The sequence below is a fragment of the Vibrio sp. AH4 genome (genome assembly GCF_030710545.1).
Taxonomy (GTDB): Bacteria; Pseudomonadota; Gammaproteobacteria; order Enterobacterales; family Vibrionaceae; genus Vibrio; species Vibrio metoecus.
On record NZ_JALAIV010000003.1, the window covers coordinates 796067 to 817602 of the forward strand.

Sequence of the window (21536 nt, forward strand, 5' to 3'; positions counted from 1 at the left end):
CAACGAACTCTCCACATGGGTACATTATAGCCTAACTCAGTACACGAATGAAGATTTAAGTTTAATTTAGCAATTCTGACATTATGCGCTCTTGCGCTTCTTGCAAGGCTTCATAACTAGCATACATTGCAACATTTTCACCAGTGGTGGCTTCGAAGCCAAACTTCTCATAATGTTGGACCAAATCTTCATGCGGTTGAACAATGTATGCACCTACACTTTCCTCTCTCAAGGCTAAAAAATATGTCGCAGCAATAACAACCAAAGTTGTCAAACGCCCATTCAAAGGGTGATGTCTTTCATCTCGAACTAGTGATTCAATCAAAAATATATGCAATTTACCATCAGACGAAGCATAGACGCCAAGCATTGCTCCATCTATTTGTAACCCCGAGACTAATCGGAAGCCCAAATGAAAAGAATCGTCATGCAAGTAATGTCCATGCATGCCAAGCCAATTAAGCACCGTGCGATCATCACGAACTAAAGCCTCAAAATCATCGTCACACAAGCTTTCTACACTAAGCCCTAAATCGACTTGATCTATGAAGTCCTGTAAAAATGAAACTGTTTCTTGAAGATCCTGCTCTATACTCACTTATCTAGTCCCAACCATAAAATCACCTAACTTCAGTATCATATCATATCTCGTGCAGGCAATACGCATAACGCCCGCCTAAGGGGCTGGCAACGCATTCCCACTAAACTCAATCACAACAACCGTAACCACCGCGGCTCATTGGGACTGGAAACGCCACGCGTTGACAGTCCCTCTTGAGGCGTTTGTTATACCGTAATCTGCTGCGCATTGTAGGAACTTCTTTATCAATTGCCATAGTACCGTATAATCGCGCACCAATTACACCACACCAACCACCAGTGAGTTTCAAATGTCCAAACTATTCTTCAAAGGTCGAATCGATGCTCGGCTAAACCACGTCATTTCAGGCTACAACGTAAAGCGTGATATAAAAGCAGGCACTGAAGAAGCTCCAATCAATGTTGTCGTTCCAACCGAGGCTCGTAAAGCAGAAATCGAAGCATTGCTTTCTGAGCACTCTATAGTGGCCAACATTGCCATAGACCCAAAGCAACCAGAGAACATTGTTGAACTCGATACACTATTACATAAGCCTAAAACTATTACCTTTGATAAAACACCAAACCGTAATGATCCGTGCATTTGCGGAAGTGGGAAAAAGTATAAGAAGTGCTGTGCTTAACTTTCGGTAATTACATTAGAAGCCGTTTTCTGACGGCTTTTAACGTTAAAACGGTATAACGCCCGCCTAAGGGGCTGGCAACGCATTACCATAAAACTCAAACACAACAACCGAAACCACCGCGGCTCAATGGGACTGGAAACGCCACGCGTTGACAGTCCCGCTTGAGGCGTTTGTTAGTTTCGTAGCCTATTGTTTAACAATGACTTTTTAAACTCATTTGCTTGAAAGTCATTTTACGCAAAAGCATCACTCAAACACACGTCCAACGCCAAAAGCTGTGACGTTGGCTGCCAAAACGTTAAGAGTCCGCGACAAAGAAAGCCAGATCACAGTGATGATTCAGCCTTTTATGAAACCAAACTGATCAAGTTGAACGTCCGACAACGTTGAAGCATCAAAGCTTGTTGGTTATCAACGATTTTGAAACCGCTGAACTTTCAACGCGTTCTACCAAATCAGCATCAGGAAAAACCCAAAAGCCAAATTGTGCAGCTTGAACGATAAAGGCTCAATTTTCAGACCTTGTGCGTGAATTTTTGATGATTTTTCCTGAGAGAAACTAACGCCCGCCTAAGGGGCTGGCAACGCATACCACTAAACTCAAACACAACAACTGCAACCACCGCGGCTCATTGGGACTGGAAACGCTACGCGTTGACAGTCCCTCTTGAGGCGTTTGTTAGGTATTTATTGCTGCTGAACGTAAATGAGCCGATTTGTATCAAAACCACGCTCTTTCGACATTTCTATGAACTTGTCCAGAATGCCTCGCTCTACAGTCGGCGTTCTTGAAAGTAACCACAGATATTCTGTATTCGGCCCTGACACAAAAGCATAACTGTAGTTTTCACGGTCTAACTCAAACACTACGTAGGAGCCATAAAACGGGCCAAAAAATGAAACCTTCAGATAGCCATCTGTTGAGCCATTCACAAAGTAAGCTTTACCTTCCGCTTCCTTCCACTCACCTTTCTCTTCAGAATAACCACGATTAAGAACCGAAATACCACCATCATTTCGAGCACTGTATTCCGCAGTAACCTGACTTAAACCTCTTTCAAAGGAGTGATTGAGTCGAGCAACCTCGTACCATTTACCTAAATAGTTGTTCAGTTCAAAATCCGACACCGGTTTTACTGATTCGGGCATGCCCAAGCAGCCATTCAATAAAACGGCGCAAAGAATCAAAACGATAGCTCTCATGATAACTCCAAATACCTAACGCCCGCCTAAGGGGCTGACAACGCATGACCACTAAACTCAAACACCACAACCGAAACCACCGCGGCTCAATGGGACTGGAAACGCTACGCGTTGACAGTCCCTCTTGAGGCGTTTGTTATGCATGTGCCACAACGCGAGCCATATGGTAAACGTCAACGTAGCTGCCATTTCTGAACGCATAAGCTTTCGACTCACCTTCAATTTCAAAGCCAAACTTCTTGTACAAATTAATCGCTCGTTCGTTATCCACATAGACCGTCAATTCGATTCGTTTCAAATTCAGCCAGTTATCCGCCAAATCAATAACTGTTTTCAGCAAAGCACTACCAACACCTAAACCTTGAGCATCGTCTTTTACGCCCATACCGAATGTGCCGACGTGACGACGTCGCGGATTGGTACATAGCTCAAAGCCCAAATTACCTACTACTTCACCGTCCACTACTGCCACATAGGCATAAACATGCTCTGGAATATTCTGGAAACGTTTTTCCCACATATCTGAGGATGGAAAAGGAAGTTGTAATGTGCCGGTGTAGGCATTTGGGCACTCATAAATTCCTTTTATCGCTTTAGCATCAGATGGCTCTGCTCGCCTGACTTCAACAACCATGGTTCCTCTTTCCTAAAAAATGCATAACGCCTTGTTAAGGGGTGAAGCACGCAACACCGATGCTACCGCATACTACCTTAATCACTTAAACCAACGCATATTAAAAATGCCACGCGTGCTGAATCCCTCTTGAACAATTTGTTATACGCGTTCTATCGGTTGTACTTAACCTTGTTCAAAACTTCTTTTAGTTCATGCGTTTTCTCAAGGTTTACACCGTGAATATTGGCTAAAGCACAAACATAATACAAGACGTCATATAACTCTTCTGCGATTGAACCTTTAAGTTCATCTAGCGTTGGTTGTCCACTTTTACCTTTGCGAATAGATTCCGATAATTCGCCAACTTCTTCGATTAGTTTTAAAAAATAGTGTTCAGATTGCTCTGGCGCATAATCGAATTCTTTTATATGACTTTGTAACTCAGATAACTTCATAACGTCCTTTTTGTATCATTTTCCATAAAGCGTATAACGCCCGCCTAAGGGGTTGGCAACGCATTACCACTAAGCTCAAACACAACAGCCGAAACCATCACAGCTCATTGGGACTGGAAACGCCACGCGTTGACAGTCCCTCTTGAGGCGTTTGTTATGTTGCGGTGCTAACTATTATGCATGTTAGAAATGCAGGTAACCCTGAAACAAAAAGTTTGATACAAAGCATCGTGTTTGATGAAAAACGCTCACTGTCAATTTCATTAGCCACCGAACTATCCACCATTGAACCCGCTACACTTTCTGCTCTATCACCACCAAAACCGCCTTCTGGTGGGTACATAAAAAATAAGGCTGCTAACCCCCAAAGGATCACCACAACAAAGAATGCATAATCGGGCCAAGACCTCAGGCCAAAGAAACCCGTAGATTTCTCAAACATGACCACAACTGCTGATGCAGTGAGATTGCTTATGAGAAAAAACCTCAATAAATTTAGCATCTTATTCCAACGTCCATCCTTAGCAACATAACGCCCGCCTAAGGGGCTGGCAACGCATAACACTAAACTCAAACACAACAACCATAACCACCGCGGCTCATTGGGACTGGAAACGCCACGCGTTGACAGTCCCTCTTGAGGCGTTTGTTATGCGCGTGCTTCAGACCAAACAGCAAATTCATTTCCACTTGGCTCTGTAAAATGAAAACGACAACCACCAGGAAACTCAAAGATAGGACGGATGATATGACCGCCATTTTTCACGACTTTTTCTAAAGTTGCTTCAATGTCTGAACTGTAGAAAATTAACAGTGCGCCACCATTTTCAGTCCGACTACAAAGCTCAGCCTTGAAAAAACCACCGTCTAAGCCTTCATTTGAGAAAGCTGTATATTCAGGTCCATAGTCAACAAAACTCCAGCCAAAAGTCTTTGAAAAGAACGCTTTCGTTGACTCTAAGTCGTTCGCTGCAAACTCCACATAATTAAGCTTTTCATGCTGGTTCATTGTTAACTCCTGTCAATTTTTCCAATTAGCGCATAACGCCGCATTAAGGGGCAGACAACGCAAACAACTACATTCAAACTAGCCAGCCGTAACCTCAAATGCCAACCCAAACAAAAACTGCCAAGCGTTGACTGTCCCTCTTAAATGCTTTGTTAGCTTTAGTTTATTCCACAGCAACGTTATGAATTTTACAGGCCGATGGGCGATTTTTATTTAACAATCCGATAGCGTTGAAGTTACCTTGCCAATTCCCTTGGGTAAGTGATGTTGCCACTGAATTCTCGGCACATCTAGCACACCAGCTCTCGATACTTGTTGCCCAACCAATGTATAAATCTTGTGGGTTTATGGCATTTTCCTGACACCACTGATGGAGAGATTGCCCACCACTATGATGTCCGCTACCCTCAGAGTAAAAGCCCATTAAGTCGGCGATCAAGCAGCCAATTCTCGTTCGAAATCTGTTCGTATTTTGAGTATTCCCGCCAAAATAAAGTGGCAAATCTAAAACCGATGGTTCCTCTAACCAAGGCTTTCTGGTAACTATGTAAACACCGTTACTGCAAGGTGGTCTCACGGTATTTTCTGATGCCACATTATTTAATAACTCTCGAATTTGGAATGCTCTAGACCATTGAAGCTTCATTTTATCTCCTGAAAGCTAACGCCCGCCTAAGGGGCTGACAACGCATTAACACTAAACTCAAACACAACAACCGTAACCACCGCGGCTCAATGGGACTGGAAACGCCACGCGTTGACAGTCCCTCTTGAGGCGTTTGTTAGCTTCGTAGCCTATTGTTTCACAATGACTTTCTAACACATTTGCTTGAAAAGTATTTTACGCAAAAGCATCACACAAACACACGTCCAACGCCAAAAGCTGTGAGGTGGGCTACCAAAACTCAAAACGATCAAGGTTAAGTTGGCCACGGTTAAGAGTCCGCGACAAAGAAAACCAGATCACAGCGATGATGCAGCCTTTTATGAAACCAAACTTTCTGTGTGGAACGTCCAACAACATTGAAGCATCGAGGTTTGATGATTTTCAGCGACTTTGAAACCACTGTACTTTCAACACGTTCGACCAAATCAGTATCAAGAAAAAACGCAAAAGCCAACTTATGCAATTTGAATGCTAAAGCTGATTTTTCAGAACGATTGAGTTTGGATTTTGATGATTCCAGCCTTTAAGAAGCTAACGCCCGCCTAAGGGGCTGGCAACGCATTACCACTAAACTCAAACACGACAACTGCAACCACCGCGGCTCATTGGGACTGGAAACGCCGCGCGTTGACAGTCCCTCTTGAGGCGTTTGTTAGCTTCGTAGCCTATTGTTTCCAAATAACTTTTAAACACCTTTGCTTGAAAGTGATTTTACGCAAAAGCATCAAGCAAACACACGTCCAACACCAAAAGCTGTGAAGTTGGCTGCCAAAACTTAAAACGCTCAAGGCTAAGTTGGCCACGGTTAAGAGTCCGCGACAAAGAAAGCCAGATCACAGCGATGATGCAGTATTTTGTGAAACCAAACTTTGAGTGTTGAACATCCAACAGCGTTGAAGCATCGAGGCTTGTGGGTTTTCAGCGGCTTTGAACCTGCTGAATTTTCAACACGTTCGACCAAATCAGCATCAAGAAAACTCAAAAGCCAAATTGTGAAATTTGAACGCTAAAAGCGGATTTTTCAGAACGATTGAGCTTGGATTTTGATGATTTCTACCTTTAAGAAGCTAACGCCCGCCTAAGGGGCTGACAACGCATAACACAAAACTCAATCACGACAACCGAAACCACCGCGGCTCAATGGGACTGGAAACGCCACGCGTTGACAGTCCCTCTTGAGGCGTTTGTTAGCAAAATAATTTACACATTTACTTCAAATTCTACTGACGGAACAGCCTCAAAACCCTTAGTAGGTTTGAAGGACATTTTATGGATAAAATTCTGCATACTATCTGAATGATCCGCCCCAGCAGTTTTGGACACTGAGTTAAGTGAGTACAATCACTAACGAGGTGAACAATGACAACTAAGAAAACTAGAATTAAACATTCCCCTGAATTTAAAGCAGAAGCCCTGAAGTTAGCAGATAAAGTGGGAGTAGCTGCGACAGCAAGACAGCTTTCTTTACACGAATCTCAAATCTACGGGTGGCGGAAGAACTCGAAGAAAGACACCAGTACTAGTCAGCGAGAGCAAGAGCTAGCCGCAGAGGTTGCCAAGCTCAAAAGGCAGTTGGCTGAGCAAGCAGAAGAGCTAGAAATTGTAAAAAAGGCCGCCACCTACTTCGCGAAGAATCTAAAGTAGATTGCTACGAGTTTATGCTCGAACACCTGCTGTGCTTCAGTATAGTGCGTATGGCTAAGGTGTTCGGGATATCCCGAAGTGGGTTTTATTACTGGATTAAGCATCGACACAACGCCATCCAACGTGAGGCTATTCGCCAACAGCTTGATACAAAAGTTAAAGAAGCTTTCGCCAACAGCAAAGGCCGAGATGGCTCAAGGCGTATCCAAAAAGAACTGTCTGAGAGCGGTGATAGCTACAATGTTAAAACCATTGCTGCCAGTATGAAGCGTCAAGATTTAACGCCGAAAGCGGCACGCAAGTTTAAGTGCACTACGGACAGCAAGCATCAAATGCCTGTTGCTCCAAACCTGTTGGCTCAGAACTTTAGCGCATCTGCTCCGAATGAAAAATGGGCTGGAGACATCACCTATATAGCGACAAGCGAAGGCTGGCTGTACTTGGCGGTAATTATTGACCTTTACTCAAGACAAGTAATTGGATGGTCTATGGATACCAGAATGACGGCTACGCTGGTCTGTGATGCGCTATCAATGGCGATGTTCCGTCGCGGATTCCCCGAGCAGGTTATCGTTCATAGTGATCGAGGTAGTCAGTACTGCTCAAAAGATTATCGAGATCTCATAACTGCTTATAATCTAGAACAAAGTATGAGTAGGAAAGGAAATTGCTGGGACAATGCTTGTGTTGAGAGCTTCTTCCATTCTATGAAAGTGGAAGCGATCCAATATGAGCCGATTATGACGAGAGACCAGATGCGCCAAACGATCTTCGAGTATATAGAGGTTGATTATAATCGGATGAGAAGGCACAGTGCTCTTGGGTATCTAAGCCCAGTTAACTTTGAACAACAAAATGTCGCTTAATGAAGTGTCCAGTCTGGCTGGAGCAGATCACACAGCGATGATACAGCCTTTTGTGAAACCAAACTTTCCGTGTGGAACATCCAACAACATTGAAGCATCGAGGTTTGATGGTTTTCAGCGACTTTGAAACTGCCGAGCATTCCACACTTTCTACCAAATCGGCATAAGAAAAACTCAAAAGCCAAATTGTGCAATTTGAACGCTAAAAACGGATTTATCAGAACGATTGAGCGATTCCTGCCTTTAAGAAGCTAACGCCGCGTTAAGTGGTGAGCAACGCAACCACGACACCTAAACCATTGTGCCGTAAACACTAAAGCTGAATCAAACCGAAACTGCCGAGCGTTGTGAATCCGTCTTAAACGCTTTGTTATGCGTAATGATGCATCAATATCACAAAGGCATCCGTAATTTTTTTACGGCAAAAAAATCATGTGTTATACTCGCACCACATAAACAAAAGGTTAGTGATATGTTAAGTAGATTTTCTGTAAAAGACTTTAAGAACTTTGAGAACGAAGTGGTTTTAGATTTTACAAACCCTAAGGGCTACAATTTTAATGATGAATATATAAAAAGTGGCATTATCAGTAAAGCTTTAATTTATGGTAAAAATGGTTCAGGAAAGTCAAATCTTGGTTTTGCCATATTTGACATAATCAAACACATTACCGACAAAAATATAAATTCTTCAAATTACGTTCATTATATAAACTCTAACAGTGACAGCGAAATTGCCGAATTTAATTACGAATTTACATTCAATTGCGGGAAAATAAAATACAGTTACGGGAAGAAAAATCTAGAAGAACTTGTTTTCGAAGAAGTATTCATCAATGGAAATTTATTTTCAAGAGTTGATAGACGAGCAAGCTCAATCGCTGAGATTAATGCGGAAGGTGCAGAATCTCTAGAGAGAGATATAGGCGATAGCAATATATCTCTAGTCACTTACATAAGTAAAAATACCGTTCTAGTAAAAAATGACACTAATAAGTGTTTTATGAAGTTTATAGAGTTTGTAAACAAAATGCTATTTTTCCGCTCACTAGATGGGAATAGTTATATTGGACTTCAACAAGGTAGTTCTGGCATTCTTGAAGACATAGTTGAAAAAGATAATGTAAAAGATTTTGAAAACTTCCTCAATGCAGCAGGGGTAAAGTGCACTTTAGTCGAGATGGATACAGAAGAAGGCAAAGCCATTGGCTTTAGGTTCAAACATAAAACTATCCCATTTTATAGTATAGCTTCACAAGGTACCAAAGCCCTTGCTCTGTTTTACTTTTGGTTACAGCGCTTTAAGGAAACTGACTCCGTTAAATTTATCTTCGTAGATGAATATGATGCTTTTTATCATCATGAACTGTCTGAGCTCATTGTTGAAAGACTACTTGAAGTTGGTGCTCAAGTTATTATTACTACACATAATACTTCTGTAATATCAAATGATCTTTTAAGACCAGACTGCTATTACATACTTACTGAAGCTGGAATAAAATCACTTCCCAACTTAACTAGAAAAGAACTTAGAGAGGCACACAATATAGAAAAAATGTTTAAGGCTGGTGCTTTTAATGTCTAAATGCATTTTATTTATTTTTGAAGGCCAGGTGACAGAGCATGACATCGTAAAGAACATGCAAAAATTTTACTTAAAACCTGAAGATGACAATGTTTTTATACTTTCTTCCCATTGTGGCCACATTTACTCTCTTTATCACAAGTTAAAGAGTGATGAAGATTTAGATGTATTCTATCTAATTAAGGACATGCCCGCAAATTCAGTTTTAAAAGATATAAAAAGAAAGTCCATTTCAGAGATTTATTTATTTTTTGACTATGATGGTCATGCGCCACAAGCCACCGATGATAAATTACAAGAAATGCTAGAGTTTTTCGATGAAGAAACAGACAATGGAAAGCTTTATATTAGCTACCCCATGGTAGAAGCTTTAAAACACATACCTAAAAATGCAGCTTTTGAAGATCTCGTTGTGGCGGCGAAAGATAACATTAATTATAAATCTCTAGTGCCAAAAGAGATTAATCATGGTTTCAATAGTTTTAAAAAATATGACTTAGAAAAGTGGAAAGAACTAAACTCACTCCATTTAATGAAAGCAAATAAGATAGTGTACAATACATATTCGTTGCCCAACACTAATATAGAACCAATTGATATTTTCGAAAATCAATTAAAAAAACACATTACTCCTGACAATCAAGTATCTGTTTTGTCAGCATTTCCGTGCTTTTTACTAGATTACTATGGATGTGATAATATTGAGTTACTACTATAAATTTGGAGGCTTGACGGCCTCTCTTATAGTACGCATAACGCCCGCCTAAGGGGCTGACAACGCATAACACTAAACTCAATCACAACAACCGAAACCACCGCGGCTCAATGGGACTGGAAACGCCACGCGTTGACAGTCCCTCTTGAGGCGTTTGTTATGCCTTGGGCTCACGATAAATGCTTGGCTGCCAGATTTGCATCAAAATCTCAGGATTTTCAACAGGTTTAAAACCGTATTGAGCATACAAACCATGAGCGTCCCTTGTCGCCAAGAGCATGCGTCGTAAACCTTGAAGCTCTGGATGATTAACAATTGTTTCAACTAACCGCTTACTTAAACCTTTACCTCTTTGAGACTCAATGATGAACACGTCTGCTAAATAGGCAAAAGTTGCTTTATCTGTAATTAAACGAGCAAACCCTACTTGATTACCACTTGAATCATAAACCCCAAAACAAAATGAGTTCGATATGGCTTTTTCTAATGTAGCTTTAGGGATATCAGCAGCCCAGTAGCTTTGAGAGATAAATTCGTAAATCACCGCAAAATTGAGCCGATTATTATCTGTGCTTATTTCAAATCCTTGCACTACAGTTTCTCCTTGAGGCATAACGCCCGCCTAAGGGGCTGGCAACGCATAACGCTAAACTTAAACACAACAGACATAACCACCGCGGCTCATTGGGACTGGAAACGCCACGCGTTGACAGTCCCTCTTGAGGCGTTTGTTATGTTTATTTTTTATACTTCCAGTAATCAAACACCGCTGTAAAATTGTATTGCTTTTCAGTGACCGAATGCTGAATTTTCAAGTTTGCAACACCGTGATAGCCATGCTTTTTACAATTTTGAATAATTGCTTTCTCTAAATTCCCATAAAAAGCCTTATATGCATCACCAAATGATGTGTATTTATAGTCCGCACCACTTACAACAGAAATACTCTGCCAAACAGAATCAGCCGTATATAACGACATTAGAGTGTAATCAGGTGGAGATGATAGTATGAAACAGTCATTTTTATCCTCAGCCGCAGATAGACTCACAGGCATCATCAATAAAGACAACAATACTAGCTTTAAAATTTTCACAATAAACTCCCATACAAATAAACATAACGCCCGCCTAAGGGGCTGGCAACGCATTACCACCAAACTCAATCACAACAACCGTAACCACCGCAGCTCATTGGGACTGGAAACGCCGCGCGTTGACAGTCCCTCTTGAGGCGTTTGTTAGCTTCGTAGCCCATTGTTTAACAATGATTTTTAACACATTTTCTTGAAGGCCATTTTACGCAAAAGCATCACACAAACACACGTCCAACGCCAAAAGCTGTGAAGTTAGCGGCCAAAACTTAAAACGATCTAGGCTAAGTTGGCCACGGTTAAGAGTCCGCGACAAAGAAAGCAAGATCACAGCGATGATGCAGCCTTTTGTGAAACTAAGTTGACCGTGTTGAACATCCAACAACATTGAAGCACCGAGACATGTTGGTTTTCAGCGGCTTTTAAACTACGGAACTTTCAACTTTTTCTACCAAGTCAGCATCAGAAAAACTCGAAAGCCAAGTTGTGGAATTTGAACGCTAAAAGCTGATTTTTCACAACAAATGGGCTTAGATTTTGATGATTCTAGCCTTTTAGAAGCTAACGCCCGCCTAAGGGGCTGGCAACGCATACCACTAAACTCAATCACAACAACCGAAACCACCGCGGCTCATTGGGATTGGAAACGCCACGCGTTGACAGTCCCTCTTGAGGCGTTTGTTAGGTGAATTTACTCGTACACCTGCCCATTGTGTTTCAACCAACCATGAGCATGACGATTTTGAGGATCTTTATGAGTCCAATGAAGAACTCCACCCTTTTTGTTCCATTCGTATTCACCATAAAACTCAACACTATCGCCAACTTTCAAGTTCGGAATTCTCGGTGCTAAGTCGATGTTATGAGCAACCAGCAATGTTTGTCCGCTATTGAGCTTTAAGATGAATTTTTGATGTCTTGAACCATCATTGTCATCAGGCAGCACTTTCGTTACCTGTCCAAATCCTTGAACCTGTAAATCACTTTGCTGCGATTGATAAGCTTGGTGTAAAACGGCGTCATTGGCATACAAGCTAACCGAAAAACAGCTTGTGAAAACGAGCCAAAAAGCTAAAAACAACTTCATGAAACTGTCCTTGTTCAATCCACTGACCATTCACCTAACGCCCTGTTAAGGTGTGAGCAACGCAATACCGATGCCTCCGCACACCAACTTAATCACTAAAACCAACGCATAGTGAAAATGCCACGCGTTGCGAATCCCTCTTGAACAGTTTGTTATAAGCCTACCCAAAGATACGCGCCCAAAACCCTTTCTTTTCTTTTGGCTGAGGTTTCTGGCTTTTAGTTGGTTTAATACAATTATTAGCCTGTTTCTTTTTGTCAGAAGCAGATATTAGAATGTTAACTAAATCAAAAGTTGATTCGTAATGAATTACATCACAAACCTGCACAGTCTTTGACTCGGCAAATAGATCTTTGAAAATATCTTTCCATACGTTGTAGTATTTCGAGCACTGTTTTTCAGTGCCAAACATTTGCCCATAAGAACCACAAAGTAATGCATGGGTAATCTTCTTACGCTGTCCATTGACCGCTTTAGCTTGGGAGATTTGCCCCTCACTCAGAGCAACAAGTATTAACGAATTTTCCATGATTCCTCTTTGGCTTATAACGCCCGCCTAAGGGGCTGGCAACGCATTACCACTAAACTCAATCACAACAACCGTAACCACCGCGGCTCAATGGGACTGGAAACGCCGCGCGTTGACAGTCCCTCTTGAGGCGTTTGTTATGTAACTATTTAATAGCGATAGAGATTTCGACTTCACTTGCACTTTTATAATATTCAAAGTCTGTCGTGTAAGCTCGTTTGTAAGGACAGCTTTCAGAACCAAAGTAGCGCCACACATCCCCCCAAAGTTCGATAACAACTTGTGGCATTTCACCGGTCGCAGAAAAAGTCACGTACTTACCTGAGGCAACAGTAACTTTTACTGAGTCTGGTAATATTTCTGGTGATAATGTATCCGAGCAAGCGATAACGTCAAAAGCCCCTGTAAAATCAGACTCGTAGTTTGTGTACAAACCAAAAACTTTTGATTTTTCATTTAGCTTTGGAGCCGCATTTGCGTAAAACCTAGCCCAAAGTTCTCCGATTTTTGCAGTAGATGGTGATACCTCATCCGCATTATTAGTACGGATAACAAAGCCTGTAACATCGAAGCTATCCATTTCACTGATGTTCATATTTCCTCCTAGTTACATAACGCCCGCTTAAGGGGCAGACAACGCTACTACCAACTTTCTGCATAACACCTTAATCACAAAAACCAACGCATTATAAAAATGCCACGCGTTGGCTGTCCCTCTTGAAGCGTTTGTTATGTGCGTTTAGAAAGCTAATCGGTCATATGTATATTTTTGCATTGCATAATCATTAGGGTACTGACGCAAAGCTGCTTTTTTAAGTGAATCATCTTCCAAAGAGCTCATATAACGCTTAGCAGATATTTGTTTGTCGAAAGTGTACTTTTGCATTGCGTAGTCATTTGGGTACGCTCTTTTAGCAATATTTAGTACATCTTGCTCAGTCATTGCAGACATGTATATTTTGGCTGATACTTGTTTGTCATATGTATATTTCTGCATTACAAAATCGTTTGGATACGCATATGAAGCAAATTGTTTTACTTCTAGATCCTGTACTGATTCTAAATATTTGTATGCACGTAATTGCTTCTTGTATACATAACTCTGCATCTTTTGATCATTTGGATATTCATACTTAGCAAATTCTGCGATTTGATCTTCGATTTCTCCGGCATACACAGAGCCTGACAGCAGTGCAAATACCAAACTGAGTAATTTAATCACCTTCATTTCCCAACCCTCTTATTACTAACCAACAACTGAAATATCAAGCAAGATGCATATTATAGATAAAAGCAAATTAATGGTATAGCGTACCAGAACTCATTCGAGTTACAGTTAAAACGAGAAAACACATAACGCCCGCCTAAGGGGCTGGCAACGCACTACCACTAAACTCAAACACAACAACCGTAACCACTTCGACTGAATGGGACTGGAAACGCCACGCGTTGACAGTCCCTCTTGAGGCGTTTGTTATGCTTATTTTGCACTAGCCCGTCAAAAGTTGAAGGTTATCAGCAAGTTGCTTAATGTCATTACCGTACCCGATAAAATCGAGTATTTTGAATAACACTGTTCGAAAAATCACACCTTCCTGGGTTGTTTGTGCTGCATCAAGAATTGAACGCTCTAAACCTAATACAGAAAAGGCAGATGTAGCAGCAATTTTTAAACTCTGAACATTATTATTCGTTAAATATTCTTCAATCCCAGATATTAATTGAGCAATGTATATATCTAAGAACTCTTTCAGTTCAACGTCTAAGTTTTCGATATCTGAAATACTTTCAAATAAGGTCTTCAATTCATCACAAAGCTCGTTCAAAGTTGTCAATTCGCTTGCGCTAAATTTACTGAAATTTGGGTGATCAATGATCCACTTAGCTTGTTCTAAAGACCTTATGACATCATCACTTATTTGCTGTATGAATATACTTCCCGAACTATTGAACTCTAAGTTATCGAACAAATGATCTAGCTTTTTCAATGGTGGCTCGAGTGTTTCTACTGGGTAATCAATAGCATTAAGTGCCTCTCGAATAAATTCTGGCAAATCAAATATAGCTGCGATTTCACGATAGAGATCAGATGTTGAACCATCCTTCACATCCAGAACCTCTTGCCAAATATTACGAATTTTAGTTTGACTATATCTATGATCTCTTAGTTGTAATGCAACTAACAACATTTTTTCAGCGGGATTATTCAACTCTCACCTTTTTATTAATATTCGAATATTTGTAACGTGCATCATACTACGATACTCCTCATGGTGCATAAGCATAACGCCCTGTTAAGGTGTGAGCAACGCAATACCGATGCCTCCGCACACCAACTTAATCACTAAAACCAACGCATAGTGAAAATGCCACGCGTTGCGAATCCCTCTTGAACAGTTTGTTATAAGCCTACCCAAAGATACGCGCCCAAAACCCTTTCTTTTCTTTTGGCTGAGGTTTCTGGCTTTTAGTTGGTTTAATACAATTATTAGCCTGTTTCTTTTTGTCAGAAGCAGATATTAGAATGTTAACTAAATCAAAAGTTGATTCGTAATGAATTACATCACAAACCTGCACAGTCTTTGACTCGGCAAATAGATCTTTGAAAATATCTTTCCATACGTTGTAGTATTTCGAGCACTGTTTTTCAGTGCCAAACATTTGCCCATAAGAACCACAAAGTAATGCATGGGTAATCTTCTTACGCTGTCCATTGACCGCTTTAGCTTGGGAGATTTGCCCCTCACTCAGAGCAACAAGTATTAACGAATTTTCCATGATTCCTCTTTGGCTTATAACGCCCGCCTAAGGGGCTGGCAACGCATTACCACCAAACTCAATCACAACAACCGTAACCACCGCAGCTCATTGGGACTGGAAACGCCGCGCGTTGACAGTCCCTCTTGAGGCGTTTGTTAGCTTCGTAGCCCATTGTTTAACAATGATTTTTAACACATTTTCTTGAAGGCCATTTTACGCAAAAGCATCACACAAACACACGTCCAACGCCAAAAGCTGTGAAGTTAGCGGCCAAAACTTAAAACGATCTAGGCTAAGTTGGCCACGGTTAAGAGTCCGCGACAAAGAAAGCAAGATCACAGCGATGATGCAGCCTTTTGTGAAACTAAGTTGACCGTGTTGAACATCCAACAACATTGAAGCACCGAGACATGTTGGTTTTCAGCGGCTTTTAAACTACGGAACTTTCAACTTTTTCTACCAAGTCAGCATCAGAAAAACTCGAAAGCCAAGTTGTGGAATTTGAACGCTAAAAGCTGATTTTTCAAAACAAATGGGCTTAGATTTTGATGATTCTAGCCTTTTAGAAGCTAACGCCCTGCTAAGGGGTGAGCAATGCACTGCAAAAGCTAACGCACACCGCCTTAATCACAAAACTCACCGCATTCTGAAAATGCCACGCATTGCGAATCCCACTTAAGCAGTTTGTTAGGCGAATTTTCAAAGAGTTATGCGCATATCTGCACAATTGAAAAGACCATCGCCCAAAGTCGGAAATCGTGCATGATTTGTGAGCGTGCCATAATTTGAGAAACCCGACTTTTCTAAAACTCGTATGCTTGCGAGATGCTCAATAAACGGATTGGTTCTTACCTCTTTTACACCCAAACTTTTCAAGCATTGCAGACCAGACCGGCACAACTCAGTTGCAACACCTTTATTACTAAACTGCTCTGATATACCGAAGTGAATTTCAGCATATTGCTCATTAAATATGAAGACAACCAAACCGAACACAAAATCATCTGGACTCGCAGCAACACCATAAACACAAACTTTAGGCGCATTTTCTGAGTAGGACTTTCGCCATTGCTTAATTTTCGAAAGCGTGGTTTCAACTGTATCGTGAGGCAATGTCGATATGTACTTTGCTGAACTGCTTGAGCCTGAGTACATACTAAACAAGGAATAAGCATCAACCTCTCGAAGCTCTCTGACTCTAAAAATTGTACTTTCGTAGTTCATTACACCTCCATACGCCTAACGCCCGCCTAAGGGGCTGGCAACGCATGCCACTAAACTCAAACACAACAACCATAACCACCGCGGCTCAATGGGACTGGAAACGCTACGCGTTGACAGTCCCTCTTGAGGCGTTTGTTATGCGCGTGCTTCAGACCAAACAGCAAATTCATTACCACTTGGCTCTGTAAAATGAAAACGACAACCACCAGGAAACTCAAAGATAGGACGGATGATATGACCGCCATTTTTCACGACTTTTTCTAAAGTTGCTTCAATGCCTGAACTGTAGAAAATTAACAGTGCGCCACCATTTTCAGTCCGACTAGAAAGCTCAGCCTTGAAAAAACCACCGTCTAAGCCTTCATTTGAGAAAGCTGTATATTCAGGTCCAAAGTCAACAAAACTCCAGCCAAAAGTCTTTGAAAAGAACGCTTTCGTTGACTCTAAGTCGTTCGCTGCAAACTCCACATAATTAAGCTTTTCATGCTGGTTCATTATTAACTCCTGTCAATTTTTCCAATTAGCGCATAACGCCCGCCTAAGGGGCTGACAACGCATAACACCGAACTCAAACACAACTACCGTAACCACCGCGGCTCAATGGGACTGGAAACGCCACGCGTTGACAGTCCCTCTTGAGGCGTTTGTTATGTGCGTGCTATTTGTGAGCCTTGTTCAGTTGCAATAAATCCCATTTGTTTCCATAAAGATCTTGGAACACAACCACTGTCCCATACTCTTCAACTCGTGGTTCTTCGTTGAAGACAACACCATTGGCCTTCATTAACTCATAATCTCGCCAGAAGTCATTCGTTTGTAGAAACAGAAAAACACGGCCTCCAGTTTGATTACCTACAAATTGAGCTTGTTCTTCGGTACTTGCTTGAGCAAGAAGTAGGTTCGTTCCATTCGAGTTTGGCGGCGAAACTTGAACCCAACGTTTACCACCACCCAAATCGGTATCTTCAACCAAACTGAACTGAAGCTTTTTTGTATAGAACTCAATAGCATCATCGTTACGACAAGCGCGATATTGCCGATTTGCTGTTGAACGACTTTAGACATGCTGACTTCTCAAGATTTCAAAAGCTGAATTCTACACTACTTCGAGATTTTTCGAGAAAGCACATAACGCCCGCCTAAGGGGCTGACAACGCATAACACCAAACTCAAACACAACAACCGTAACCACTGCGGCTCAATGGGACTGGAAACGCCACGCGTTGACAGTCCCTCTTGAGGCGTTTGTTATAGCTCGGCTATGTGTGACAACGTTTCTGGATGACGCTGTACTAACTTTAAAAGAGTGACCGCTTGACCATTTGGCACACTACGACCTTGTTCCCAGTTTTCTAATGTGCGCGAAGACGTATGAAGTAACCGCGCGAAGACTCCGCGGGACATATTGAACTGCTCGCGAATACTCACGATTTCATCCGGTGAGATGTTCAACTCACCCACCTCATTCACATGATGTGTTTTCAGAGTAAGCTTACCTTCAGAATGCTGCTTAGCCTCAACAAGAGCTGAGCTTAACTCTGCAAATAAATCACGATTGCTCATTGCGCCACGCCTCCATAAAAGCCATTAGTTGTTTCCTTTGATTTGCATTCAAGTCAGACATTTCATTTTTGCCGTAAATGGTTAGCAAATAGAAACGCCTCTTTTCATCGAGAAAGTAATAGATAATCCGTGAACCACCACGCTTTCCCTTGCCTTTACTCGCAACTCGAATTTTTCGCAAACCGCCAGTACCTTGAATCACATCACCCAGCTTGGGGTTTAGCATTAGCTCTGCTTGAAAGAGCCTATACTCCTCATCACTGAGATATTCATCTCGGTACTTTTCAAAAATTGTTGATTCGACAAATACACTTTTCACACAGGAAGTGTACGCACCAAGCGTACAGATGGCAAGAATTAGTTCAGATAAGAGCTATAACGCCCGCCTAAGGGGCTGGCAACGCATTACCACTAAACTCAAACACAACAACCGAAACCACCGCGGCTCAATGGGACTGGAAACGCTACGCGTTGACAGTCCCTCTTGAGGCGTTTGTTATACAAACATTCACAGTTTTTCTGATAGCTTTTTTAAATAGTTTTTAGCCAATTGGTTGTTATCTCGGCTTAGCCACTTGATGCAATCGAAAAGCTCCCAAATCAAACCTTTGTCACCATGAACATAAGTTGGGAAATCTTCGTGTTTCGGCGCAGGAATGTCAGTTAATCGGCTTTCAACCATTCCTGTTTTATCAAACAGCACCTTAAATGGCTTTGATATCTCGAAAGGCTCACTTAAATCTAGGCAATGAATTTCAGCACTTGTCAGGTCACCAAAAATGTACTTTCTGAAATAAGCATTTTCGTTGTGAGCCCCACTTAAACAATAGAAAATCTCTTTTCCCGACTCGAATGTCTTAAAGCAGCGATTAGAGTCATTATGAAAGTTGTTTTGAGTAAAGATAAGAACATCTGCGTCGGAAATTCTATCGGCAGTTCCTGCTGCAAGTGAACCAAGCAAAACACCTGCAACCACATTTTCCTCATGCATAAATGAAGATAGGACAGACTTAATCAGTTCTCTTTGAAGTGGCAACGTTTCATCAAGTCCCAAGTCATCTAGATTCAAAGCTACCTCCGTTTGTATAACGCCCGCCTAAGGGGCTGGCAACGCATTACCACCAAACTCAAACACAACAACCATAACCACCACGGCTCAATGGGACTGGAAACGCAACGCGTTGACAGTCCCTCTTGAGGCGTTTGTTAGTTTCGTAGCCTATTGTTTAACAATGATTTTTTAAACACATTTGCTTGAAAGTCATTTTACGCAAAAGCATCACACAAACACACGTCCAACGCCAAAAGCTGTGACGTTGGCTGCCAAAACGTTAAGAGTCCGCGACAAAGAAAGCCAGATCACAGCGATGATTCAGCCTTTTATGAGACCAAACTGATCAAGTTGAACGTACGACAACATTGAAGCATCAAAGCTTGTTGGTTATCAGCGATTTTGAAACCGCTGAACTTTCAACGCGTTCTACCAAATCAGCATCAGGAAAAACCCCAAACCAAATTGTGCAGCTTGAACGATAAAGGCTGAATTTTCAGAACCTTGTGCGTGAATTTTTGATGATTTTCCTGAGAGAAACTAACGCCCGCCTAAGGGGCTGACAACGCATTATCACCAAACTCAAACACAACAACTGCAACCACCGCGGTTCAATGGGACTGGAAACGCCACGCGTTGACAGTCCCTCTTGAGGCGTTTGTTATGTGACAATTCTTCCCATGATGTAGACGTGATCCGCATACCTTTGACCGCCGATTTCATAAGCATCAGGAACAATTCTGTGTAAGGTGAATCCACTTTTGGCTAATACTTTTTCAGAGCCAACATTACCTTCAGTCACGACAGCCATAAAACCTTCGAGACCGAAATGTTTTGTCGAATAATCAATGACTGTTTGCAACGACTCAGTACCATAGCCGTTGCCGTGAAAACTAGGCAGAAGCATGAAACCAACTTCGGCCACACCGTTTCGCAGACAAAAGCCCGTAATGCCGACTCTATGACCTGTTTTTAATTCAGAAATGACCAAACATAACCAGTGTTCGGAATCTGGAGTCCAATGTTCAAGTCGAGACTGAAATTTAGACTCGATTTCCAACATAGTCGGCAGGTCAAAGCAAAGTGAAATCACCGCAGGATCAGTATGGAGCTCATAAAACAATGTCCAATCATCTGCTGAAATTGGAGACATCATTAAACGATCTGAGAGTATTTTCATTCCACTAAACTTCCCTGTCACATAACGCCCGCCTAAGGGGCTGGCAACGCACTACCACTAAACTCAATCACAACCACCGTAACCACCGCGACTCATTGGGACTGGAAACGCCACGCGTTGGCAGTCCCTCTTGAGGCGTTTGTTAACTGGCCAGTGCTTATGTTTTTCACTGCACTTTTAACCAACACAAAGAAGATTACTCTACTCTTCGTTTGGTGTTTTCACATCTCGGGCTGGTTTTCTGAGCATGAAAAATCCGCAAGCCTCACGCGTTGCAGTCGTAGGTTGTTCCCAAGCACCACAAAGATCCTTGAGATTATTTTTAGCTCTTTCGAAATGACGGCATTGCCCACAACGAAACATTTGCAAACTCCTTTTTGCTCAGATGCTTTTGGCATTTCCATTTTGCCAGTTAACGCCCGCCTAAGGGGCTGGCAACGCATAACACTAAACTCAAACACAACAACCGTAACCACCGCGACTCAATGGGACTGGAAACGCCACGCGTTGACAGTCCCTCTTGAGGCGTTTGTTATGCTTAAGCTTCAACACTTTACATTTGAATCAAATCAATGATAACCAACTGAAATCATTGGCCAAACTCCGAGTTTCCTTGAATTAGAACTGGCTCAACTTTTACCTATGAACTGACCGATGCAGGCTTTCATTTAGCAACTAGGCCAATGTGGAGACCCTCTCCGACAAACCAACTCACCACGCATGGGCACGATAACTCAATGAGGCAATCACACTGAAACTTACAGCGACAGAAGTTTCATTAGGCAGCGAAAAACAATGCTCAATTGCCGACTGACTTTCAGCCTGTAAGTAAAGGCACCAAACTGCTCAAAACGACTTGAGCCAGCAACATTCACCCCGCGCAGACTCAATATTGCAATGAGGCAATAACACTGAATTTTTAGCACCAGATACATTGCTGCTTCATTAGGCAGCGACAAACAATATTGAATTGCCGACAAAACCAGAACGAAATGCCAAAGGAATTGACAATCACAACCTGCTGATTTTTAGGAATTAAGCATAACGCCCGCCTAAGGGGCTGGC

General features: G+C 41.9%; 30 protein-coding genes and 6 pseudogenes. 4 read left to right on the forward strand and 32 right to left on the reverse strand.

All coding sequences use genetic code 11. From position 1 onward, the window contains the following. Positions 1-61: 61 nt before the first annotated feature. Positions 62-598: a hypothetical protein gene (locus tag MKA69_RS16755; protein WP_017048474.1), complete on the reverse strand. Its 537-nt coding sequence runs from the start codon at positions 596-598 to the stop codon at positions 62-64. 292 nt (positions 599-890) lie between these two features. On the opposite strand from MKA69_RS16755, the gene MKA69_RS16760 reads away from it, so the two are divergent. Continuing rightward, on the forward strand, positions 891-1223 hold the full coding sequence (locus tag MKA69_RS16760; protein WP_000039952.1) for a PBPRA1643 family SWIM/SEC-C metal-binding motif protein: 333 nt from the start codon (positions 891-893) through the stop codon (positions 1221-1223). 236 nt (positions 1224-1459) lie between these two features. Here MKA69_RS16760 and MKA69_RS18265 read toward each other — a convergent pair. From MKA69_RS18265 to MKA69_RS16805, 10 genes and pseudogenes are all read right to left on the reverse strand, one after another. After that, positions 1460-1610: pseudogene (locus MKA69_RS18265) on the reverse strand (DUF645 family protein). Between the two features lie 303 nt (positions 1611-1913). Further along, the gene (locus MKA69_RS16765; RefSeq protein WP_305848520.1) at positions 1914-2429 is read right to left on the reverse strand and encodes a lipocalin family protein; all 516 of its coding nucleotides are present in this window, start codon (positions 2427-2429) and stop codon (positions 1914-1916) included. Between the two features lie 136 nt (positions 2430-2565). Then, positions 2566-3063 carry a GNAT family N-acetyltransferase gene (locus tag MKA69_RS16770; RefSeq protein WP_033933253.1) on the reverse strand — a complete coding sequence of 166 codons (498 nt, stop codon included), beginning with the start codon at positions 3061-3063 and terminating at the stop codon, positions 2566-2568. 152 nt (positions 3064-3215) lie between these two features. Beyond that, a complete protein-coding gene (locus MKA69_RS16775) occupies positions 3216-3500 on the reverse strand; it encodes a MazG nucleotide pyrophosphohydrolase domain-containing protein (protein ID WP_017448465.1) in 285 nt (94 codons plus the stop codon). A 154-nt stretch (positions 3501-3654) separates the two neighbouring features. Next, entirely contained in the window at positions 3655-4002 is a 348-nt protein-coding gene (locus MKA69_RS16780) for a hypothetical protein (RefSeq protein WP_000933409.1), read from the reverse strand. A 147-nt stretch (positions 4003-4149) separates the two neighbouring features. Further along, a complete protein-coding gene (locus tag MKA69_RS16785; protein WP_001071526.1) occupies positions 4150-4509 on the reverse strand; it encodes a VOC family protein in 360 nt (119 codons plus the stop codon). Between the two features lie 163 nt (positions 4510-4672). Further along, entirely contained in the window at positions 4673-5155 is a 483-nt protein-coding gene (locus MKA69_RS16790) for a hypothetical protein (protein WP_305848521.1), read from the reverse strand. Positions 5156-5325: 170 nt separating this feature from the next. Then, on the reverse strand, positions 5326-5442 hold the full coding sequence (locus MKA69_RS16795) for a Tfp pilus assembly protein (protein WP_079993838.1): 117 nt from the start codon (positions 5440-5442) through the stop codon (positions 5326-5328). Beyond that, positions 5408-5533: pseudogene (locus MKA69_RS16800) on the reverse strand (DUF645 family protein); the annotation flags it as partial. The pseudogene MKA69_RS16800 and the gene MKA69_RS16795, both read right to left, overlap by 35 nt. A 354-nt stretch (positions 5534-5887) precedes the next feature. After that, positions 5888-6067, reverse strand: a complete 180-nt coding sequence (locus MKA69_RS16805) for a DUF645 family protein (protein WP_305848648.1) — start codon at positions 6065-6067, stop codon at positions 5888-5890. A 468-nt stretch (positions 6068-6535) separates the two neighbouring features. Here MKA69_RS16805 and MKA69_RS16810 point away from each other — a divergent pair. Then, positions 6536-7686 (forward strand): IS3 family transposase gene (locus MKA69_RS16810; RefSeq protein WP_305847673.1). Its coding sequence is split into 2 segments (ribosomal slippage): positions 6536-6779 and positions 6779-7686, totalling 1152 coding nucleotides; the frame shifts between segments, so codons are not numbered across the junction. Between the two features lie 27 nt (positions 7687-7713). Here MKA69_RS16810 and MKA69_RS18270 read toward each other — a convergent pair. After that, positions 7714-7776 carry a DUF645 family protein gene (locus MKA69_RS18270; RefSeq protein WP_371131885.1) on the reverse strand — a complete coding sequence of 21 codons (63 nt, stop codon included), beginning with the start codon at positions 7774-7776 and terminating at the stop codon, positions 7714-7716. Positions 7777-8158: 382 nt separating this feature from the next. Here MKA69_RS18270 and MKA69_RS16815 point away from each other — a divergent pair, with 382 nt between their 5' ends. After that, positions 8159-9271 carry an ATP/GTP-binding protein gene (locus MKA69_RS16815; protein ID WP_305848522.1) on the forward strand — a complete coding sequence of 371 codons (1113 nt, stop codon included), beginning with the start codon at positions 8159-8161 and terminating at the stop codon, positions 9269-9271. Then, positions 9264-9989 (forward strand): hypothetical protein, encoded by a 726-nt coding sequence (locus MKA69_RS16820; RefSeq protein WP_305848523.1) that lies wholly within the window; start codon positions 9264-9266, stop codon positions 9987-9989. The genes MKA69_RS16815 and MKA69_RS16820 overlap by 8 nt, the downstream gene beginning before the upstream one ends. 154 nt (positions 9990-10143) lie before the next feature. Here MKA69_RS16820 and MKA69_RS16825 read toward each other — a convergent pair whose 3' ends face one another. The 20 genes and pseudogenes from MKA69_RS16825 to MKA69_RS16910 form a co-directional block, all read right to left on the reverse strand. After that, positions 10144-10599 carry a GNAT family N-acetyltransferase gene (locus MKA69_RS16825; protein WP_371131877.1) on the reverse strand — a complete coding sequence of 152 codons (456 nt, stop codon included), beginning with the start codon at positions 10597-10599 and terminating at the stop codon, positions 10144-10146. A gap of 124 nt (positions 10600-10723) precedes the next feature. After that, the gene (locus MKA69_RS16830) at positions 10724-11080 is read right to left on the reverse strand and encodes a hypothetical protein (protein ID WP_033929168.1); all 357 of its coding nucleotides are present in this window, start codon (positions 11078-11080) and stop codon (positions 10724-10726) included. A gap of 202 nt (positions 11081-11282) precedes the next feature. Then, on the reverse strand, positions 11283-11465 hold the full coding sequence (locus MKA69_RS16835; protein ID WP_000923336.1) for a DUF645 family protein: 183 nt from the start codon (positions 11463-11465) through the stop codon (positions 11283-11285). 303 nt (positions 11466-11768) lie between these two features. Beyond that, positions 11769-12164 (reverse strand): DUF3465 domain-containing protein, encoded by a 396-nt coding sequence (locus MKA69_RS16840; RefSeq protein WP_305848524.1) that lies wholly within the window; start codon positions 12162-12164, stop codon positions 11769-11771. Positions 12165-12324: 160 nt separating this feature from the next. Continuing rightward, a complete protein-coding gene (locus MKA69_RS16845; protein ID WP_055028398.1) occupies positions 12325-12693 on the reverse strand; it encodes a hypothetical protein in 369 nt (122 codons plus the stop codon). Positions 12694-12838: 145 nt separating this feature from the next. Further along, positions 12839-13288 carry a GyrI-like domain-containing protein gene (locus MKA69_RS16850; protein ID WP_142738016.1) on the reverse strand — a complete coding sequence of 150 codons (450 nt, stop codon included), beginning with the start codon at positions 13286-13288 and terminating at the stop codon, positions 12839-12841. A 144-nt stretch (positions 13289-13432) separates the two neighbouring features. Further along, entirely contained in the window at positions 13433-13915 is a 483-nt protein-coding gene (locus tag MKA69_RS16855; protein WP_305848525.1) for a hypothetical protein, read from the reverse strand. A 268-nt stretch (positions 13916-14183) separates the two neighbouring features. Continuing rightward, positions 14184-14903 carry a hypothetical protein gene (locus MKA69_RS16860; RefSeq protein WP_305848526.1) on the reverse strand — a complete coding sequence of 240 codons (720 nt, stop codon included), beginning with the start codon at positions 14901-14903 and terminating at the stop codon, positions 14184-14186. A 199-nt stretch (positions 14904-15102) separates the two neighbouring features. After that, positions 15103-15471, reverse strand: a complete 369-nt coding sequence (locus MKA69_RS16865) for a hypothetical protein (RefSeq protein WP_055028398.1) — start codon at positions 15469-15471, stop codon at positions 15103-15105. Positions 15472-15666: 195 nt separating this feature from the next. After that, positions 15667-15849 (reverse strand): DUF645 family protein, encoded by a 183-nt coding sequence (locus MKA69_RS16870; RefSeq protein WP_000923336.1) that lies wholly within the window; start codon positions 15847-15849, stop codon positions 15667-15669. 303 nt (positions 15850-16152) lie between these two features. Beyond that, positions 16153-16677, reverse strand: coding sequence for a GNAT family N-acetyltransferase (locus MKA69_RS16875; protein WP_196389936.1), 525 nt, complete (start codon positions 16675-16677; stop codon positions 16153-16155). 135 nt (positions 16678-16812) lie between these two features. Beyond that, positions 16813-17172 (reverse strand): VOC family protein, encoded by a 360-nt coding sequence (locus tag MKA69_RS16880; RefSeq protein WP_305848527.1) that lies wholly within the window; start codon positions 17170-17172, stop codon positions 16813-16815. Between the two features lie 163 nt (positions 17173-17335). Next, positions 17336-17742: pseudogene (locus tag MKA69_RS16885) on the reverse strand (VOC family protein). Between the two features lie 183 nt (positions 17743-17925). Further along, positions 17926-18240 (reverse strand): DNA-binding transcriptional regulator, encoded by a 315-nt coding sequence (locus MKA69_RS16890; protein WP_305848528.1) that lies wholly within the window; start codon positions 18238-18240, stop codon positions 17926-17928. Beyond that, complete coding sequence (locus tag MKA69_RS16895; RefSeq protein ID WP_000843587.1) at positions 18227-18559, reverse strand: type II toxin-antitoxin system RelE/ParE family toxin; 333 nt, start codon at positions 18557-18559, stop codon at positions 18227-18229. Before MKA69_RS16895 ends, MKA69_RS16890 begins: the two co-directional genes overlap by 14 nt. A gap of 189 nt (positions 18560-18748) precedes the next feature. Then, positions 18749-19309: a nucleotidyltransferase domain-containing protein gene (locus MKA69_RS16900; protein ID WP_001046847.1), complete on the reverse strand. Its 561-nt coding sequence runs from the start codon at positions 19307-19309 to the stop codon at positions 18749-18751. Positions 19310-19466: 157 nt separating this feature from the next. Beyond that, positions 19467-19568, reverse strand: a pseudogene (locus tag MKA69_RS18275) (cell shape-determining protein MreC); the annotation flags it as partial. Next, a pseudogene (locus tag MKA69_RS18280) lies at positions 19558-19603 on the reverse strand (hypothetical protein); the annotation flags it as partial. The pseudogenes MKA69_RS18275 and MKA69_RS18280, both read right to left, overlap by 11 nt. A gap of 349 nt (positions 19604-19952) precedes the next feature. Further along, entirely contained in the window at positions 19953-20471 is a 519-nt protein-coding gene (locus tag MKA69_RS16905) for a GNAT family N-acetyltransferase (RefSeq protein ID WP_142573724.1), read from the reverse strand. A gap of 664 nt (positions 20472-21135) precedes the next feature. Continuing rightward, positions 21136-21406, reverse strand: a pseudogene (locus MKA69_RS16910) (DUF3709 domain-containing protein). Between the last annotated feature and the right edge of the window lie 130 nt (positions 21407-21536).

Coding starts and splice junctions, on each gene's coding strand:
- MKA69_RS16780 (WP_000933409.1), bottom strand. CDS start 4,002: ATGCTAAATTTATTGAGGTTTTTTCTCATAAGCAATCTCACTGCATCA.
- MKA69_RS16865 (WP_055028398.1), bottom strand. CDS start 15,471: ATGGAAAATTCGTTAATACTTGTTGCTCTGAGTGAGGGGCAAATCTCC.
- MKA69_RS16770 (WP_033933253.1), bottom strand. CDS start 3,063: ATGGTTGTTGAAGTCAGGCGAGCAGAGCCATCTGATGCTAAAGCGATA.
- MKA69_RS16835 (WP_000923336.1), bottom strand. CDS start 11,465: ATGTTGTTGGATGTTCAACACGGTCAACTTAGTTTCACAAAAGGCTGC.
- MKA69_RS16905 (WP_142573724.1), bottom strand. CDS start 20,471: ATGAAAATACTCTCAGATCGTTTAATGATGTCTCCAATTTCAGCAGAT.
- MKA69_RS16790 (WP_305848521.1), bottom strand. CDS start 5,155: ATGAAGCTTCAATGGTCTAGAGCATTCCAAATTCGAGAGTTATTAAAT.
- MKA69_RS16775 (WP_017448465.1), bottom strand. CDS start 3,500: ATGAAGTTATCTGAGTTACAAAGTCATATAAAAGAATTCGATTATGCG.
- MKA69_RS16840 (WP_305848524.1), bottom strand. CDS start 12,164: ATGAAGTTGTTTTTAGCTTTTTGGCTCGTTTTCACAAGCTGTTTTTCG.
- MKA69_RS16820 (WP_305848523.1), top strand. CDS start 9,264: ATGTCTAAATGCATTTTATTTATTTTTGAAGGCCAGGTGACAGAGCAT.
- MKA69_RS16845 (WP_055028398.1), bottom strand. CDS start 12,693: ATGGAAAATTCGTTAATACTTGTTGCTCTGAGTGAGGGGCAAATCTCC.
- MKA69_RS16890 (WP_305848528.1), bottom strand. CDS start 18,240: ATGAGCAATCGTGATTTATTTGCAGAGTTAAGCTCAGCTCTTGTTGAG.
- MKA69_RS16760 (WP_000039952.1), top strand. CDS start 891: ATGTCCAAACTATTCTTCAAAGGTCGAATCGATGCTCGGCTAAACCAC.
- MKA69_RS16765 (WP_305848520.1), bottom strand. CDS start 2,429: ATGAGAGCTATCGTTTTGATTCTTTGCGCCGTTTTATTGAATGGCTGC.
- MKA69_RS16825 (WP_371131877.1), bottom strand. CDS start 10,599: ATGCCTCAAGGAGAAACTGTAGTGCAAGGATTTGAAATAAGCACAGAT.
- MKA69_RS16875 (WP_196389936.1), bottom strand. CDS start 16,677: ATGAACTACGAAAGTACAATTTTTAGAGTCAGAGAGCTTCGAGAGGTT.
- MKA69_RS16870 (WP_000923336.1), bottom strand. CDS start 15,849: ATGTTGTTGGATGTTCAACACGGTCAACTTAGTTTCACAAAAGGCTGC.
- MKA69_RS16785 (WP_001071526.1), bottom strand. CDS start 4,509: ATGAACCAGCATGAAAAGCTTAATTATGTGGAGTTTGCAGCGAACGAC.
- MKA69_RS16850 (WP_142738016.1), bottom strand. CDS start 13,288: ATGAACATCAGTGAAATGGATAGCTTCGATGTTACAGGCTTTGTTATC.
- MKA69_RS16815 (WP_305848522.1), top strand. CDS start 8,159: ATGTTAAGTAGATTTTCTGTAAAAGACTTTAAGAACTTTGAGAACGAA.
- MKA69_RS16880 (WP_305848527.1), bottom strand. CDS start 17,172: ATGAACCAGCATGAAAAGCTTAATTATGTGGAGTTTGCAGCGAACGAC.